At 71.3% G+C, this 16,498-nt stretch carries 8 protein-coding genes; all 8 read right to left on the reverse strand.

Annotated features, from left to right (window positions below; all coding sequences use genetic code 11):
* Positions 1 to 130: 130 nt before the first annotated feature.
* A complete protein-coding gene (locus E9232_RS29415) occupies positions 131 to 625 on the reverse strand; it encodes a hypothetical protein (protein WP_309800311.1) in 495 nt (164 codons plus the stop codon).
* A complete protein-coding gene (locus E9232_RS29420; protein ID WP_309800313.1) occupies positions 622 to 798 on the reverse strand; it encodes a hypothetical protein in 177 nt (58 codons plus the stop codon). Before E9232_RS29420 ends, E9232_RS29415 begins: the two co-directional genes overlap by 4 nt.
* 207 nt (positions 799 to 1,005) lie before the next feature.
* A complete protein-coding gene (locus E9232_RS35870; protein ID WP_374710666.1) occupies positions 1,006 to 9,411 on the reverse strand; it encodes a hypothetical protein in 8,406 nt (2,801 codons plus the stop codon).
* 336 nt (positions 9,412 to 9,747) lie between these two features.
* Positions 9,748 to 11,061, reverse strand: a complete 1,314-nt coding sequence (locus tag E9232_RS29435; protein WP_309800314.1) for a PQQ-dependent sugar dehydrogenase — start codon at positions 11,059 to 11,061, stop codon at positions 9,748 to 9,750.
* 101 nt (positions 11,062 to 11,162) lie between these two features.
* Positions 11,163 to 12,959, reverse strand: coding sequence for a gamma-glutamyltransferase family protein (locus E9232_RS29440; RefSeq protein ID WP_309800316.1), 1,797 nt, complete (start codon positions 12,957 to 12,959; stop codon positions 11,163 to 11,165).
* A gap of 10 nt (positions 12,960 to 12,969) precedes the next feature.
* Complete coding sequence (locus E9232_RS29445) at positions 12,970 to 13,842, reverse strand: ABC transporter permease (protein ID WP_309800318.1); 873 nt, start codon at positions 13,840 to 13,842, stop codon at positions 12,970 to 12,972.
* Positions 13,839 to 14,786, reverse strand: a complete 948-nt coding sequence (locus E9232_RS29450; protein WP_309800320.1) for an ABC transporter permease — start codon at positions 14,784 to 14,786, stop codon at positions 13,839 to 13,841. Before E9232_RS29450 ends, E9232_RS29445 begins: the two co-directional genes overlap by 4 nt.
* A gap of 205 nt (positions 14,787 to 14,991) precedes the next feature.
* Positions 14,992 to 16,494, reverse strand: coding sequence for an ABC transporter substrate-binding protein (locus E9232_RS29455; protein ID WP_309800322.1), 1,503 nt, complete (start codon positions 16,492 to 16,494; stop codon positions 14,992 to 14,994).
* Between the last annotated feature and the right edge of the window lie 4 nt (positions 16,495 to 16,498).

Below are 16,498 nucleotides of genomic sequence, written 5' to 3' on the forward strand. Positions count from 1 at the left end.
CTCGTCGCCCTCACTGCCCTCATGCGCAAGCTCGTCATCATCGCCAACGCAAAACTCAGACAAGAACATCAACTGAGTTGATGACGAGGGAGGGTGCGGGTGAGGTAACGCGAACAGAATGCCCGCCCCCTCAACTGCTGTCCGGCGGCTTCCGGGTCGGTCGGCCGGTGCCGTCCCGGCCGGCGGATGGTTCGGGCGCTTCGGGGGGCGGGTCGGTCAGCGCGTCGTCCGGCGACTCCGCCACCTCGTCCTCGGCGATGACGTCGTCCCAGCCTTGCGGCAGCCGGCCCGGCTCGCGGCCGAGGCGGCGGCAGATGCGCCGCACGATCTCATCGATCGGCAGGGTGTCGAGCTCGACATCCGGCACCTCGGTCTCGGTCAGGCTCTCGCGCGGTGCGGCGTCGGCCTTGGCACCGGCCCGGGCCGGCTTCCCGGCTTGAAGCGCCTCGGCCACGGCGCGGACGACCTGGGCCCGCCGCCGCTGCCGGCGCTCCTGCACCTCGGCGGCGGCTTTTTCCGCCGCGTCCTTGCGGGTCCGGTAGGCCTCGCGGATGCGCTCGGTCATGGCGATGGTCAGGCGCACGGCGCGGGCGATGCGGGCCTGCGACAGCGCGAAGTCGATCACCGGCGGCTCGAACCGGTTCCCGGCCACGATGTGCTGGCCCTCGAGCCGGCGGCGGTGCGCATGTCGATGTCGACCAGCTCGCGCAGCGTGCCCAGCGCCCACACCGTCCACTCCCGGTCGGGGTCGACCGGCGGGGTCTCGGCAGGGGCGGCGTCGATCGGCGCGTTATCCATGGAACATATCATGAACATAATCGCGAGTTAAGGCTACCAAAGTTGTGTTCGCCTCCGGTGGAGGCGTTGCCCAGGCGCGTTTCCGGATGGCCGGGCGCACCAGCTGGGCCGATCCGGACAGACGCTCCTGGTGATCTATCCGCCCCGAAAGCGGGCCACCGGCACCTGGGAAGGGCTCGGGCGTAGACGCGCCCGAGCCCGCCTGGGCTACAGCACGAAATCCGCCGCGGTGAGGGCTTGGTCGGCGTGGACGTTGATGGCGAGATCGGCGGTGCGATCGCCATTGGTGTCGGCATAGACCACCTGGACCGCCCCGGCCGTCACGATCCGCAATTCCCCGGCCTGGCCGGTGAAGGCCCCGGTGCCGAAGCTGAAGGCGGTGTCGCCGTTGCCGCTGTTGCCGTCCGCGTCGATCGCCGACAGGTCGATATGGTCGCCGGTCGAGAAGTCGAGGATCACATCCTTACCCGCCGACGCCACCGTGCTGTCGGCGGTGCCGGTGTAGACGAAGATGTCGTTGCCGGCCCCGCCCAGCAGCAGGTCGGCGCCGATGCCTCCCGTCAGCACATCGTCGCCGGCTCTGCCCGACAGGATGTTGGCAGTCTCGTCGCCGGTCAGATGATCTGCCTGGGCCGAGCCGGTCAGGTTCTCGATCCCGGCGAAGGTGTCACCCTGGGCATCGCCGCCCGTGCCGGTGTTCGCGGCCAGGTCGACCGTCACCCCGACCGTCGAACCGGCGTAGCTGGCGGTGTCGAGGCCGTCGCCGCCGGTCAGGCCATCCGCCCCGGCCGCGCCCTCGAGCGTGTCGTTGCCGTCGCCGCCGTCGATCTGGTCGTCGCCGGCGCCGCCATAGAGGCTGTCATCACCGGCATCGCCGAAGACGATGTCGTTGTCGGCTCCGGCATCGATCGAGTCGTTGCCGGTGCCGCCATGGATGGTGTCGATGCCGTCGCCGCCGACGAGGCGGTCGGCGCCGTCGCCGCCATCGAGGATGTCGTTGCCGTTCTCGCCGTTCATGGCATCGTCGCCGCCATTCCCGACCAGGGTGTCGTTGCCGTTCTCGCCGCCGAGGACGTTGGCGCCATTGTCGCCGGTCAGCTGGTCGTCGTTGCTGGATCCGTAAAGGTTCTCGATGCTGGTCAGCACATCGCCCTGGGCGTCGCCGCCCGTGGCGGTGTGGGCCAGCAGGTCGACCGAGACCGCGGCCGTCGAGCCCTGGTAGTTGGCGATGTCCGACCCGTCCCCGCCGTCGAGGGTGTCGGCGCCCGCGCCGCCGCGAAGCTGGTCGTCGCCGCCGCCGCCACTCAGCGCATTGACGCCGCCGTCGCCGTACAGCCGGTCGGCGAAGCTCGACCCGACGATGTCTTCGATGCCGATCAGCGTGTCGCCCTGGGCGTCTCCGCCGGTGCCGGTTCCCGCGATGAGGTCGATGACGATCCCGGCAGACGACCCGGCGTAGTCGGCAATGTCGACGCCGATGCCGCCGTCCAGCGTGTCGGCGCCGCCGCCGCCCTGGAGCGTGTCGTCGCCGTCGCCCCCGGCCAGCACGTTCGCCCCGGCGTCGCCCGTCAGCGTGTCGGCGAAGGTCGAGCCGGTCAGGTTCTCGAAGCCGGACAGGATGTCGCCCGCGGCATCGCCGCCCGAGGCGGCGCCGTTGACCGTGACCACCACCCCGGCCGTGGATTGGGCATAGGTCACCGTGTCGACGCCATTGCCGCCCTGCAGCGCGTCAGCCCCGGCCCCGCCGTTGAGCACGTCGTCGCCGTCCGCGCCGGTGAGGGTGTTGGCCCCGGCGTCGCCGGTCAGCGTGTCGGCGAAGCCCGAGCCGATCACGATCTCGATGGTCGCAAGCGTGTCGCCCGCGGCGTCGCCGCCGGAACCGGTCCCGGTCAGCAGGTTGACCGACACCGCCGCCGCTGAGCCCGTGTAGTCGGCGGTGTCCGTGCCGTTGCCGCCGATGAGGCTGTCGGCCCCGGCCCCGCCGTTGAGCACGTCGTCGCCGTCTCCGCCGTTCAGCACATTGGCCGCGGCGCTGCCGGTCAGCGTGTCGGCGAGGGCGGAGCCGATCAGGTTCTCGATGCTCTGCAGCGTGTCGCCCGCGGCGTCACCGCCCGTGCCGGTCCCGGTCAGCAGGTTGACCGTGACCGCATTTGCCGAGCCCGTGTAGTCGGCGGTGTCCGTACCGTTGCCGCCGATGAGGCTGTCGGCCCCGCCCCCGCCGCGGAGCACGTCGTTGCCGTCGGCGCCGGCGAGGATGTTGGCCCCGGCGTCGCCGGTCAGGGTGTCGGCAAAGTTCGAGCCGGAGAGATTCTCGATGCTGTTGAAGGTGTCGCCCTGGGCATCGCCCCCCGTGGCGGTGTTGGTGGCGAGGTTGACCGTGACGGCCGCGGACGCGATGTAGTCGGCCGTGTCGCTGCCGAGCCCGCCGATCAGGGTGTCCGCGCCGCCGCGGCCCGCCAGCACGTCGTCGCCGGCGCCGCCATCCAGGACATTCGCCCCGGCCTCGCCATTGATCGTGTCGGCGAAGGCCGAGCCGATGATGTTCTCGATGCTGCTGAAGCTGTCGCCCTGGGCATCGCCGCCGGTCGCGGTGTTGGACGAGAGGCTGAGACTGACGCCCGCGGCGGAGGCGGCATAGGAGGCGGTGTCGGTGCCGTTGCCGCCCTGCAGCGTGTCGGCACCGCCGCCACCCTGGAGCGTGTCGTCGCCGTCGCCCCCGGCCAGGACATTGGCCCCGCCGTCGCCGGTTAGGGTGTCGGCGAGGGCCGAGCCGGTCAGGTTCTCGATCCCGGACAGGATGTCGCCCGCGGCATCGCCGCCCGAGGCGGCGCCGTTGACCGTGACCACGACCGCGGCGGCCGAGGCGGCATAGGAGGCGGTGTCGCTGCCGTTGCCGCCCTGCAGCACATCGGCGCCGCCGCGGCCCTGGAGCGTGTCGTTGCCGTCGCCGCCGTCCAGGACATTGACCCCGGCGTCGCCGGTCAGCGTGTCGGCGAAGGCTGAGCCGATCAGGTTCTCGATGCCGGTCAGGGTGTCGCCCGCGGCGTCGCCGCCCGAGCCGGCGCCGTTGACCGTGACCACGACCGCGGCGGCCGAGGCGGCGTAGGAGGCGGTGTCGCTGCCAGCGCCGCCGATCAGCGCGTCGGCCCCGGCGCCGCCCTGGAGCACGTCGTCGCCGTTGCCGCCGTCGAGGGTGTTGGCCCCGGCATTGCCGGTCAGGACGTCGGCGAGGTTCGAGCCGGTGAGGTTCTCGATGCCGGCCAGCGTGTCGCCCTGGGCATCGCCGCCCGCGCCGGTGCCGGTTGCGAGGTTGACCGTGACGCCTGCGGCGGAAGCGACATAGTTGGCCGTATCGACGCCGGCTCCGCCCTGCAGGGAGTCCGCGCCGGCACGGCCCGAGAGCGTGTCGTCGCCGGCGCCGCCGTCCAGGGCATTCGCCCCTGCATCGCCGCTGATCGTGTCGGCGAAGGCTGAGCCGATGACGTTCTCGATGCTGCTGAAGCTGTCGCCCGCGGCATCGCCGCCCGAGGTGGTGCCGGTCGTGAGGCTGAGCGAGACCGCGGCGGCCGAGGCGGCATAGGAGGCGGTGTCGCTGCCGTTGCCGCCCTGCAGCGTGTCGGCGCCGCCGAGGCCCTGGAGGGTGTCGTTGCCGTCGCCGCCGGCCAGGATGTTGGTCGCGGCGCTGCCGCTCAGCGTGTCGGCGAAGGCCGAGCCGATGAGGTTCTCGATGGCCGTCAGCACGTCGCCCTGGGCGTCGCCGCCCGTGCCGGTCCCGTTCAGCAGGTTGACCACGACCGCGGCGGCCGAGGCGGCATAGGAGGCGGTGTCGGTGCCGTTGCCGCCCTGCAGCACGTCGGCGCCGCCGAGGCCCTGGAGCGTGTCGTTGCCGTCGCCGCCGGTCAGGAAGTTGGTCGCGGCGCTGCCGCTCAGCGTGTCGGCGAAGGCCGAGCCGACCAGGGTCTCGATGCCGGTCAGGGTGTCGCCCTGGGCGTCGCCGCCCGCGCCGGTCCCGGTCAGCAGGTTGACCACGACCGCGGCCGCAGAGGCGGCGTAGGAGGCGGTGTCGCTGCCGTTGCCACCCTGCAGCACGTCGGCCCCGGCGCCGCCCTGGAGCGTGTCGTTGCCGTCGCCCCCGGCCAGGACATTCACCCCGGCGTCGCCGGTCAGCGTGTCGTTCAGGGCCGATCCGGTCAGGTTCTCGATGCCGGTCATGGTGTCGCCCGCGGCGTCGCCGCCCGAGGCGGCGCCGTTGACCGTGACCACGACCGCGGCGCTGGACCCGGCGTAGCTGGCCGTGTCGGTGCCGGCGCCACCGGTCAGCGTGTCGGCCCCGGCGCCACCCTGGAGCACGTCGTCGCCGGCTCGGCCGGTCAGCGCATTGGCCGCGGCGCTGCCGATCAGCGTGTCGTTGAGGTCCGAGCCGATGACGTTCTCGATCGCCGTCAGCGTGTCGCCCTGGGCGTCGCCACCCGTGCCGGTCCCGGTCAGCAGGCTGACCGTGACGCCCGCGGCCGAGGCGACGTAGTAGGCCGTGTCGATGCCCGTGCCGCCATCCAGCGCGTCCGCCCCGGCGCCGCCGACGAGCGCGTCGTCCCCGCCGGCGCCGGAGAGGGCGTTGGTCCCGGCAGTGCCGGTCAGGACGTCGGCGAAGTTCGAGCCGGAGAGATTCTCGATGCTGTCGAAGCTGTCGCCTGCCGCATCGCCGCCGCTCACGGCGGTGTTGGCAAGGTTGACCCCGACGCCCGCGGCGGAGGCGGTGTAGTCGGCCGTGTCGCTGCCGGCCCCGCCGATCAGGGTGTCCGCACCGGCGCGGCCCGCCAGCACGTCGTCACCGGCGCCGCCATCCAGGACATTCGCCCCGGCGTTGCCGTCGATCGCGTCGGCGAAGGCCGAGCCGATGACGTTCTCGATGCTGCTGAAGCTGTCGCCCGCGGCGTCGCCGCCGGTCGCGATGTTGGTCGAGAGGCTGAGAGTGACGGCCGCGGCTGATGCGGCATAGGAGGCGGTGTCGGTGCCGTTGCCGCCCTGCAGCGTGTCGGCGCCGCCGCGGCCCTGGAGCGTGTCATTGCCGTCGGACCCGGACAGGACGTTGGCCCCGGCATCCCCGGTCAGCGTGTCGGCGAAGGCCGAGCCGATGAGCCTCTCGATGCCGGCCAGCGTGTCGCCCTGGGCATCGCCGCCCGTGCCGGTGCCGTTGACCGTGACCACGACCGCGGCCGCCGAGTCGAGGTAGGAGACGATGTCGCTGCCGTTGCCGCCCTGCAGCGTGTCGGCGCCGCCGAGGCCGATGAGCGTGTCGTCGCCGTCGCCGCCGTCGAGCACATTGGCCCCGGCATCGCCGGTCAGCGAGTCGGCGAGGGCCGAGCCGGTCAGGTTCTCGATGCCGGACAGGATGTCGCCCGCGGCGTCGCCAAACGAGGCGGCGCCGTTGACCGTGACCACGACCACGGTCGCCGAGGCGGCGTAGCTCGCCGTGTCGGTGCCGGCGCCGCCGGTCAGCGTGTCGGCCCCGGCGCCGCCCTGGAGCACGTCGTTGCCGTTGCCGCCGTTCAGCACATTGGCCGCGGCGCTGCCGGTCAGAGTGTCGTTGAGGGCCGAGCCGATGAGGTTCTCGATGGCCGCCAGCGTGTCGCCCTGGGCATCGCCGCCCGCGCCGGTGCCGGTCAACAGGTTGACGGTGACGCCCGCGGCCGCGGCGGCGTAGGTCGCCGTGTCGGTGCCCGCGCCGCCATTCAGCGCGTCGGCCCCGGCGCCGCCATTGAGCACATCGTCGCCGCCGGCGCCGGAGAGGGCGTTGGCCCCGGCATCGCCGGTCAGGGTGTCGGCGAGGTTCGAGCCGGAGACGTTCTCAATGCTGCTGAAGGTGTCGCCGGTCGCATCGCCCCCCGCGGCGGTGCTGGTCGCGAGGTTGACCGTGACGCCCGCGGCGGACGCGACATAGTCGAGCGTGTCGCTGCCGGTCCCGCCTTGCAGGTCGTCGGCGCCGCCGCGTCCCGACAGCACGTCGTCCCCGGCGCCGCCGATCAGGACATTCACCCCGGCGCTGCCGTTGATCTGGTCGGCGAAGGCCGAGCCGGTGATGTTCTCGATGCCGCTGAAGCTGTCGCCCTGGGCGTCGCCGCCCGTCGCGGTGTTGGTCGAGAGGCTGACCGTGATGCCCGCGGCGGAGGTGGCATAGGTCACCGTGTCGATGCCGTTGCCGCCAATCAGCGTGTCGGCCCCGGCGCCGCCGTTGAGCAGGTCGTTCCCGTCGACGCCGTCGAGGATGTTGGCCCCGGCATTGCCGGTCAGGCTGTCGGCCTGGTTCGAGCCCGAGAGATTCTCGATGCTGTCGAAGGTGTCGCCGGCGGCATCGCCCCCCGCGGCGGTGTTGGTGGCGAGGTTGATCGTGACGCTGCCGGTCGCGATGTAATAGGCCGTGTCGCTGCCGGCCCCGCCGCGCAGGACGTCCGCGCCGCCGCGGCCCGCCAGCTGGTCGTCGCCGTCACCGCCATCCAGGACGTTCACCCCGGCACTGCCATTGATGTTGTCGGCGTGGGCCGAGCCGAGGATGTTCTCGATGCTGTTGAAGCTGTCGCCCTCGGCGTCGCCGCCCGTCGCGGTGTTGGACGAGAGGCTGAGATTGACGCCTGCGGCGGATGCGGAATAGGAGGCGGTGTCGGTGCCGGTTCCGCCTATCAGGGTGTCGGCGCCGCCGCGGCCTGCCAGCAGGTCGTCCCCGGCGCCGCCATTCAGGACATTCGCCCCGGCCTCACCGTTGATCGCGTCGGCGAAGGCCGAGCCGATGACGTTCTCGATGCTGCTGAAGCTGTCGCCCGCAGCGTCGCCGCCCGACGTGGTGCCGGTCGTGAGGCTGAGACTGACGCCTGCGGCCGAGGCGGCGTAGGAGGCGGTGTCGGTGCCGGCACCGCCCTGCAGCGAGTCGGCGCCGCCGAGGCCCTGGAGCGTGTCGTTGCCGTTGCCCCCGGCCAGGGTGTTGGCACCGGCATTGCCGGTCAGCGTGTCATTGAGGGCCGAGCCGGTCAGGTTCTCGATGGCGATCAGGGTGTCGCCCGCGGCATCGCCGCCCGAGGCGGCGCCGTTGACCGTGACCACGACCGCGGCCGCCGAGGCGGCGTAGGAGGCGGTGTCGCTGCCGTTGCCGCCGTCAAGCGTATCGGCGCCGCCGCGGCCCTGGAGCGTGTCGTTGCCGTCGCCGCCGGCCAGCACATTCACCCCGGCATCGCCGGTCAGCGTGTCGTTCTGGGTCGAGCCGGTCAGGTTCTCGATGCCGGTCAGGATGTCGCCCTCGGCATCGCCGCCGGAGCCGGTGCCGGTGGTCAGGTTGACCGTCACCGCGGCGGAGGAGAAGCTGTAGCTCGCCCTGTCGATGCCGGCGCCGCCATCCAGCGTGTCGGCGCCGGCGCCGCCCTGGAACACGTCGTCGCCGTTGCCGCCGGTCAGCACATTGGCCCCGGCGCCGCCCCCCAGCACATCGTTGAAGGCCGAACCGATGACGTTCTCGATCGAGATCAGCGAATCGCCCTGGGCGAAGCCGCCGGTGTTGACGTTGGTCAGCAGGTTGATGTTCACCGCCGCGGTGGACGCGGCATAGGTCACGGTGTCGACGCTGAAGCTGCCGTTCAGCACGTCGGCCCCGGCACCACCGTCGAGCAGGTCGTTGCCGCCGCCGCCATTGAGGTTGTTGGCCCCGGCGTCGCCGGTCAGGATGTCGGCCTGGCCGGAGCCGACGACGTTTTCGATGCTGGTGAAGGTGTCGCCCGTGGCCTCGCCGCCGGACGCGGTCGAGGTGGCCAGGTTGATGGTCACCGCGACGGTGGAGCCGCCATAGGCGATGGTGTCGATGCCGCTGCCGCCGTTCAGCGCGTCGCCGAGCACGCCGCCTTCGAGAACGTCGTTGCCGGCCCCGCCGTTCAGCGTGTCGGTGCCGGTGCCGCCGATGCCGGCGAAATTGTCGCCGTAGAGCGAGTCGTTGCCGTCGAGGCCGTTGAGCGTGTCGTTGCCGTTGCCCCCGGCCAGGATGCTGTTGACGGTCTGGTTGGCGGTCAGGTTGTCGTTGAGGCCCGAGCCGAAGACCCACTCGATGCCGGAGAGGGTGGCCCCCCCGGTCCCGGTCCCGATCACGGTCCCGGCGGCCAGGTTGACGGTGAGGGCGGCGCCCCAGACGCGGCCGTCGAAGATGTCGGCGCTGCCGGCGCCGCCGTCCAGGATGTCGCCGCCGCCGCTGAGCTGGATGTAGTCGTTGCCGGCGCCGCCGCTGATCACGTTGTGGCCGCTGTCGCCGGCCAGCTGGTCGTCGAAGGCGCTGCCGATCAGGTTCTCGAAGCCGCTCATGGTGTCGCCCTGGGCCTCGCCCCCTCCGGCGGCGGCGTTCAGGGCCACCGCGACGCCCGAGGTGGCGTTGGCGTAGGTCAGCGTGTCGATGCCGGCGCCGCCGTTCATGGCGTCGGCGCCCGCGCCGCCCCAGATGATGTCGTTGCCGCCGAGGCCGCTGAGCGTGTCGTTGCCGGCGCCGCCATTGATGATGTCGATGCCGTCGGGGTTGGCCGCGTCGCCCGGATTGGTGCCGGTGAGGGTGTCGTTGCCGGCGGTGCCGTTGAGGGTCTGGGTCACGGTTCGGCCTCCTGCGTCGGGCGCCGCCGATCCTGGGAACCGGCCGAGCCGTGAAATGCGGCCCGTTCGCACGAGGCCTGAAAATAGAAATGATTTATCAGAAGTCCGACATAGCCCGTTAGGTAAAATTCCGCAATCCCGGGATCCGCTCGCCATGTGGAGCGCCGACAGCGTCACCGTCCGCAATTGGGGGGCTGCGCCGCACGCATGCTGTCGCCCGGGCATGAAGCCGCCACAGCGCGAAATCCGCCGCGGTGGGACTCCGGGTGCGATGGCCGTAGGGCGTCCCGGCCGTCCGCCGTCCCGCGGCGTCGGCCAGGGTTCGCCGCTGGGGGCTCAGCCGGGCCCCGGCGCCCCCGTGACCCGCCAGATCACGTCGCCCACGTCGTCCGCCACCAGCACCGAGCCGTCCGGGCCGATGCTCACGCCCACCGGCCGGCCGTAGGAGGCGCGCTCGTCGGGCGACAGGAAGCCGGTCAGGATGTCGCGCACCGGCCCGGCGGGGCGTCCGTTCACGAACGGCACGAAGACCACCTTGTAGCCGGCCAGCGTGCTGCGGTTCCAGGAGCCGTGCTGGCCGATCGCCATGCCCTCGGGGAAGCCCGGCAGGGTGCCGGCCGGAAGCCAGCACAGGCCCAGCGACGCCGTGTGCCCGCCCAGGGCGAAGTCCGGGGTGATGGCCGAGGCGACCAGCGCCGGGTCCTGCGGCACCCGGTCGTCCACGATCCTGTCCCAATAGCAGAAGGGCCAGCCGTAGAAGCCGCCGTCGCGCACCGATGTCAGATAGTCGGGGGGCGTCTCGTCACCCAGCCCGTCGCGCTCGTTGACCACCGTCCAGAGCGCCCCCGTCGTCGGCTCCCACGCCATGCCGACCGGATTGCGCAGGCCGCCGGCGAAGATGCGGGTCTTGCCGGTCTCGAGATCCAGCTCGTGGATGGCGGCCCGGCCTTCTTCCGCCGCCAGCCCGTGGTCTCCGATATTGCTGAGCGAGCCGACACCGATATAGAGCTTCCGCCCGTCGGGGCTCGGCAGCAGGCTGCGCGTCCAGTGCCCGCCGGGCTTCAGCTCGTTCAGCTTCCGTCCCGCGGCCGTGATCCGGGTGGCCCCGGCCGTGTACGGGAAGGCCACCACGCCATCGGTGTTGCCGACATAGAGCGTGTCGCCGAGCTGGGCCATGCCGAAGGGCTGGTTCAGCTTGTCGAGATACACCTCGCGGGTTTCGGCGACGCCGTCGCCATCGGCATCGCGCAGCAGCGTGATGCGGTTCGGGCTGACCCCCACCGCGGCAGCACGCTTCATCGTGCTGTGCATGGCGTAGTCGAAGACGGACTTGATGCCCCCCGGCGTGCTCAGCGCCTCGGCCACCAGAACGTCGCCATTCGGCAGGGCATGGATCCAGCGCGGATGCACCAGGCCGGCGGCGAAGGCGTTGACCTGGAGCCCCGGCGCGGCGACCGGGGTGTGCCCCGCAGCCCAGCCTTTGGCGGTCGGCATCTTCAGCGTCGGAATGCTGCCCTGGGGCTTCGCCGTCGGGATCGCCGGCGCGCTGCCGAAGGCCGGCTTCTGCGGGCCGTCGTGCCGGTGCCGCAAACGGATCGCCACGGCGCCGATCAGCGCGACGACTTGAGCAAAAATGCCGGACAGGCTCATTTCGGTCCTCGAGCTGGAGATCGCCGTATCGAAACTAGGCTGAACCAGGGACGGACGGAAGACGGCTGGTGGCGATCCGCACCAGCCGTCGGCCCGGTCCCTCAGCGCCCCGCGGCGTAGGCCTGCATCAGCCGCGGCGTGGCGGCGGCGTGCAGCAGGCCGTCGGGGTCGCGGGCGGCGGCGACCAGGCGGCCGACCGTCCATTCCGGCGCCGTCTCCAGCGCGTGGCCGCGGCGGCGCAGATCCGCCAGCACCTCGGCGCCGAAGTTCTCCTCGGCCAGCAGGTGCCCGGGCTTGCGCTCCCGTGGGAAGAACGAGCTGGGGAAATGCGCCGTGTGGAACGTCGGCTGCTCGATCGCCTCCTGCAGGTTCAGCCCGTGATGGACATGGCGCAGGAACAGCTGCAGCTGCCACTGCTCCTGCTGGTCGCCGCCGGGCGAGCCGAACGCCATGTAGGGCTTGCCGTCGCGCAGGGCCAGCGAAGGGGTCAGGGTGGTGCGCGGCCGCTTGCCCGGCTCCAGGCTGGCCGGCAGCCCCGGCTCCAGCCAGAACATCTGGGCGCGGCTGTTCAGCATGAAGCCCAGCTCGGGGATCACCGGCGAGGATTGCAGCCAGCCGCCCGACGGCATCGCCGCGACCATGTTGCCCCAGCGGTCGACAGCATCGATGTGGGTGGTGTCGCCGCGCCGGGCCGACAGCATCTCGGCCGTGGTCGGCTCGCTGTTCGCGGCCCCGGCGCCGCTGACCTTGGACAGCCGCTCCAGCGCCGCCATCACCCGGTCGACCTGGCCCTCATAACCGGCCACCCGGCCGGGCCGCAGCTCGCGCGACGCGGTGGCGCCGATCAGGCCGCGGCGGGCGTCGTTGTAGGCGTCGGACAGCAGCGCCTCGACCGGCACGTCGACGAAATCCGGGTCGCCGTAATAGATCTCGCGGTCGGCGAAGGCGAGCTTCATCGCCTCGGTCACGGTGTGGACGAAATCGGCGCTGGCCGGGCCCATCGCGGCCAGGTCGATGTCCCTCAAGAGGGCAAGGGTCTGCAGGAACACCGGCCCCTGGCCCCAGGGCCGGATCTTGGCCACGGTGTGGCCGTGATAGTCGTAGGTCAGCGGCGTGTCGTAGGTCGGACTCCAGCCCGCCATGTCGTCGCCGGTGATGACGCCGCGGTGGCGCCGCCCGCTCTCGTCCATCACCTCGGTGTTGCGCGAGAAGCGGTCGATCGCGTCGGCCACGAAGCCACGGTAGAAGGCGTTGCGGGCCGCTTCGATCTGGCGCTCGCGGTCGCCGCCGACGGCCTCGGCCTCGCGCAGCACCCGCTTCCAGGTTTCGGCCAAAGCCGGGTTGCGGAACAGCCGCTTGGCCTGCGGCGCCACGCCGCCGGGCAGGAACACCGCGGCCGAGGTCGGCCATTCCGTCTCGAAGAAATCCTTCAGCCCGGCGATGGTGTCGGCCACCCGCGGCAGCATCGGGTGGCCGCCCTCGGCGTAGTGGATCGCCGGCTCCAGCACGTCGCGCACGGTCAGGGTGCCATGGTCGCGCAGCAGCACCATCCAGGCGCCGAAGGCGCCGGGGATGACAGTGGCCAGCAGGCCGTTGCCGGGGATCAGGTCCAGCCCCTCGCTCTTGTAATGGGCGATGGTGGCGCCGGCCGGGGCCGGGCCCTGGCCGCACAGCACCTCGGTCTTCCCGGTCTTGGCCGAGTGGAACACGATCGGCACGTCGCCGCCTGGGCCGACCAGATGCGGCTCGACCACCTGCAGCACGAAGGCGGTGGCGACGCAGGAATCGAAGGCGTTGCCGCCGCGCTCCAGCATGGCCATGCCGGCGGCGCTGCCGAGCCAGTGGGTCGAGGTGACCATGCCGAAGGTGCCGAGCAGTTCGGGGCGGGTGGTGAACATGGGATGTCTCTCAGCTTTCGCGGGGGTCGAGGGCGTCGCGCAATCCGTCGCCCAGCAGGTTGAAGCCCAGCACGACCAGGAAGATCGCGCCGCCCGGGAAGATCGACATCCAGGGCGCCTGGCTCATGAAGTTCTTGGCGGTGTTCAGCATCGAGCCCCAGGACGGGCTCGGCGGCTGCTGCCCGAGGCCGAGGAAGGACAGGCTGGCCTCGGCGATGATCGCGGTGGCGATGGTCAGGGTGGCCTGCACGATCAGGGGCGGCAGCACATTGGGCAGGATGTAGCGGATGATGATCCAGCGGTCGGGCAGGCCGATCGACCGCGCACCCTCGACATAGTCCTCGGTCTTGATGCTCAGCACCTGGCCGCGGGTCAGGCGGATGAACAGCGGCATCGCCGACAGGCCGATCGCGATCATCGCGTTGGACAGGCTGGGGCCGAGGAAGGCGGCCAGGGCGATCGCCAGGATCAGGAATGGGATCGCCAGCATCGCCTCGGTGGCGCGCGAGATGGCGCCGTCGACCAGCCCGCCGTAATAGCCGGCCATCAGGCCGAAGGGCACGCCGACCGCCATCGCGATGGCGACCGAGATCACCCCGGCCGACAGCGAGGCGCGGGCGCCGTAGGCCAGGCGGGTGAAGATGTCGCGGCCGAGGTCGTCGGTGCCCAGCCAATGGGCGGCGGACGGCGCCTTGCGGATGGTCAGGAAGCTGGTCTGCAGCGGGTCCTGCCCGCTGACCACCGCGGCGAAGACCGCGAGGAAGACGAAGCCGAGCACCAGCACGGCGCCGACCACCGCGCCCCGGTTGCGCAGGAACTTGGCCAGGCCGCGGTGGCGCCGCTTCGGCGCGGCCGCTTCCGGGGCCAGGGCGGTCGCGGTCATGACGGGTGCCTCAGCCGCGGGTTGATCAGGACGTACAGGATGTCGGCCAGCAGGTTCATGGCGATGAAGCCGATCGCGGTGCACAGCACCACGCCCTGCACCACCGCGTAGTCGCGGTTGAACACGGCGTCGACGATCAGCTTGCCGAAGCCGGGGATGGTGAAGACCTGCTCGGTCAGCACAGCGCCGGCCAGCAGCTCGCCGAACAGCAGCGTCACCAGGGTGACGATCGGCACCAGCGCGTTGCGGAAGGCGTGCTTCAGCACCACCGCCGGGCTCAGCAGCCCTTTGGCCCGCGCGGTGCGGATGTAGTCGGAGCGCAGCACGCCGAGCATGGCCGAGCGGGTGTGCCGCATCAGCGTGGCCGCCAGGGCGTTGCCCAGCACGAAGGCCGGCATCAGCATGGTCTTCAGGCTGAGCCAGAGGTCCTGCGACGGCGACACGTAGCCCGAGGCCGGCAGCAGCTTCCACTCCACCGAGACCAGCAGGATCAGCATGATGCCGAGCCAGAAGTTCGGGATCGACAGGCCGGACAGGGCGAAGACATTGGCGCCGTAGTCGACCGCCGTGCCCTTGTACACCGCCGCCAGGATGCCGGCGGGGATGCCGATCACCAGGGCGAAGACCATGGCCATGGCGGCCAGCTGGATGGTCACCGGCAGCTTCTGGGCGATCAGCTCGGTCACCGGCGCGTCGGTGCGCAGCGAGATGCCGAAATCGCCCTGCACCACCTGGCCGATCCAGGCGAAGTACTGCAGCGGCAGCGGGTCGTCGAGCCGGTACTTGTCGCGCAGGTAGGACAGCACCGCGGGGTCGCGCTCCTCCCCCGCCATGGCCAGCACCGGGTCGCCCGGCAGCATCTTCTGCAGGGTGAAGACCAGCATCGACACCAGCACCAGCGTCGGCAGCGCCACCATGAACCGGCGGAGGATGATGCGGATCATGGGCGGTGGATCCCGGAGGTACGTTCGCGTTGCCTCTCCCGCCGGATGCGGGAGAGGCCGGGCTTGCGCAGCGAGACCGGGTGAGGGCTGGTCCCGGCCTCGACAAACGCCCTCACTCGGAGCCGCCGCGCGTCTCCGACCTCTCCCGCAAGCGGGAGAGGCAATAGGTTGAGCCGATCGGCAGCTTGCTCCGTCGCGAGCATCCTCAGCCCTCGATGCTCATGCCCTTCAGGCGGATCATGCCGTCGGGGTAGGCGGTGAAGCCCTTCACCTTGGTCGACAGCACGAAGGGCCAGGGCTGGTAGTAGGTGTAGATGATCGGCAGCTCGTCCTCGAGGATGGCCTGGGCCTGGTCGTACAGCTCCTTGCGCTTGGCCTGGTCCGGCGACTGGCGGGCGGCGTCCAAGAGCTTGTCGACCTCGGGGTTGCAGTACTTGCCGTCGTTCAGGTTGCCCTTGCAGGTGACGAAGGCGTGGATGTTGCCGTCTGGGTCGACCCGGCCGGACCAGCCGACCTGCTCGGCCTCGAAATTGCCCGACGCCGCTTCCTTCATCATCGCCGCGAATTCGGTGGCGCGCAGCTTGATGTCGAAGCCGGCCTCGGACGCCATCGCCTGGGTCAGCTCGGCGATCTGCTGCGCCGTGGTGCCGGTGCCGAAGGTCAGCTCGAACGACACCCGCTCGTGCCCGGCCTCCTTCAGCAGCTGCTTGGCCTTCTCGACGTCGCGCTGCCGCACCGGGAACTTGTCGCTGAGATAGGGGCTGGCCTCGGGGAAGGGCTGCTGCGCCGGGGCGTACAGGCCGGCGCCGACCACCTGATTGATGACGTTGCGGTCGACCGCCAGCTCCAGCGCCTGGCGCACCCGCTTGTCCTGGCCCAGCGGGTTCTTGGCGCGGTCGCCGTTGCCGGTGTTGATGGTGATGCCCTGGTAGCCGATGCCGGTCACCGGCGCGAACACCAGGTTCGGGTCGGCCTTCACCGCCGCCACGTCGGACGGGGCCAGCCGTTCCAGCATGTCCAGGTCGCCGGCCTGCAGGTTGGCCAGCCGCACCGTGGTGTCCGGGATCGGCTGGAACACCACCTTGTCGATCTTGTAGTTCGCGGCGTCCCAGTAGCCGGCGTATTTCTGCAGCACGATGCGGTCGTTCTGCACCCGCTCGACGAAGCTGTAGGGGCCGGAGCACACCGGCTTCTGCCCGAAATCCCCGGCGGCGAAGGCCTTGGGCGACAGCATCATGCCGGCGCGGTCGGACAGCTGGGCCAGCAGGGTGGCGTCGGGCCGCGACAGCTTGATCGCCACCGTCTTGGGGTCGACCGCGACGACATCGGCGACCGAAGCCAGCTCGCTCTTGCGCAGGCTGTCCGGCAGGGTGCGGGCGCGGTCGAGATTGGCCTTCACCGCGGTGGCGTCGATCGGGTCGCCATCCTGGAAGGTGATGCCGTCGCGCAGGGTGAAGGTCAGGGTCAGGTTGTCGTCGCTCCACGACCACGCCGTCGCCAGCTTGGGCACGAAGCCCAGCTCGGGGTTGATGTCGAGCAGCTTGTCGCAGAGCGAGGCGAAGACGATGCGGCCGACGAAGGTCCGCGCCCGGTGCGGGTCGAGCACGTCGGGGTCCTCGTTCAGCCCGATCCGCAGCGTGGTCTGGCCGTAGGCCGTGCCGCTCAGCAGAATGCCGGCGGCGATGGCCAGGAGAGTGCGTGCGCGCATGAAG

Origin of the sequence: Inquilinus ginsengisoli, assembly GCF_031453975.1 — a bacterium.
GTDB classification, from domain to species: Bacteria; Pseudomonadota; Alphaproteobacteria; order DSM-16000; family Inquilinaceae; genus Inquilinus; species Inquilinus ginsengisoli_A.

What these genes read in the sequence shown, in the direction of transcription:
- E9232_RS29420 (WP_309800313.1), bottom strand. Translation starts at nt 798, where the DNA reads ATGGATAACGCGCCGATCGACGCCGCCCCTGCCGAGACCCCGCCGGTC.
- E9232_RS29435 (WP_309800314.1), bottom strand. Translation starts at nt 11,061, where the DNA reads ATGAGCCTGTCCGGCATTTTTGCTCAAGTCGTCGCGCTGATCGGCGCC.
- E9232_RS29440 (WP_309800316.1), bottom strand. Translation starts at nt 12,959, where the DNA reads ATGTTCACCACCCGCCCCGAACTGCTCGGCACCTTCGGCATGGTCACC.
- E9232_RS29445 (WP_309800318.1), bottom strand. Translation starts at nt 13,842, where the DNA reads ATGACCGCGACCGCCCTGGCCCCGGAAGCGGCCGCGCCGAAGCGGCGC.
- E9232_RS29450 (WP_309800320.1), bottom strand. Translation starts at nt 14,786, where the DNA reads ATGATCCGCATCATCCTCCGCCGGTTCATGGTGGCGCTGCCGACGCTG.
- E9232_RS29455 (WP_309800322.1), bottom strand. Translation starts at nt 16,494, where the DNA reads ATGCGCGCACGCACTCTCCTGGCCATCGCCGCCGGCATTCTGCTGAGC.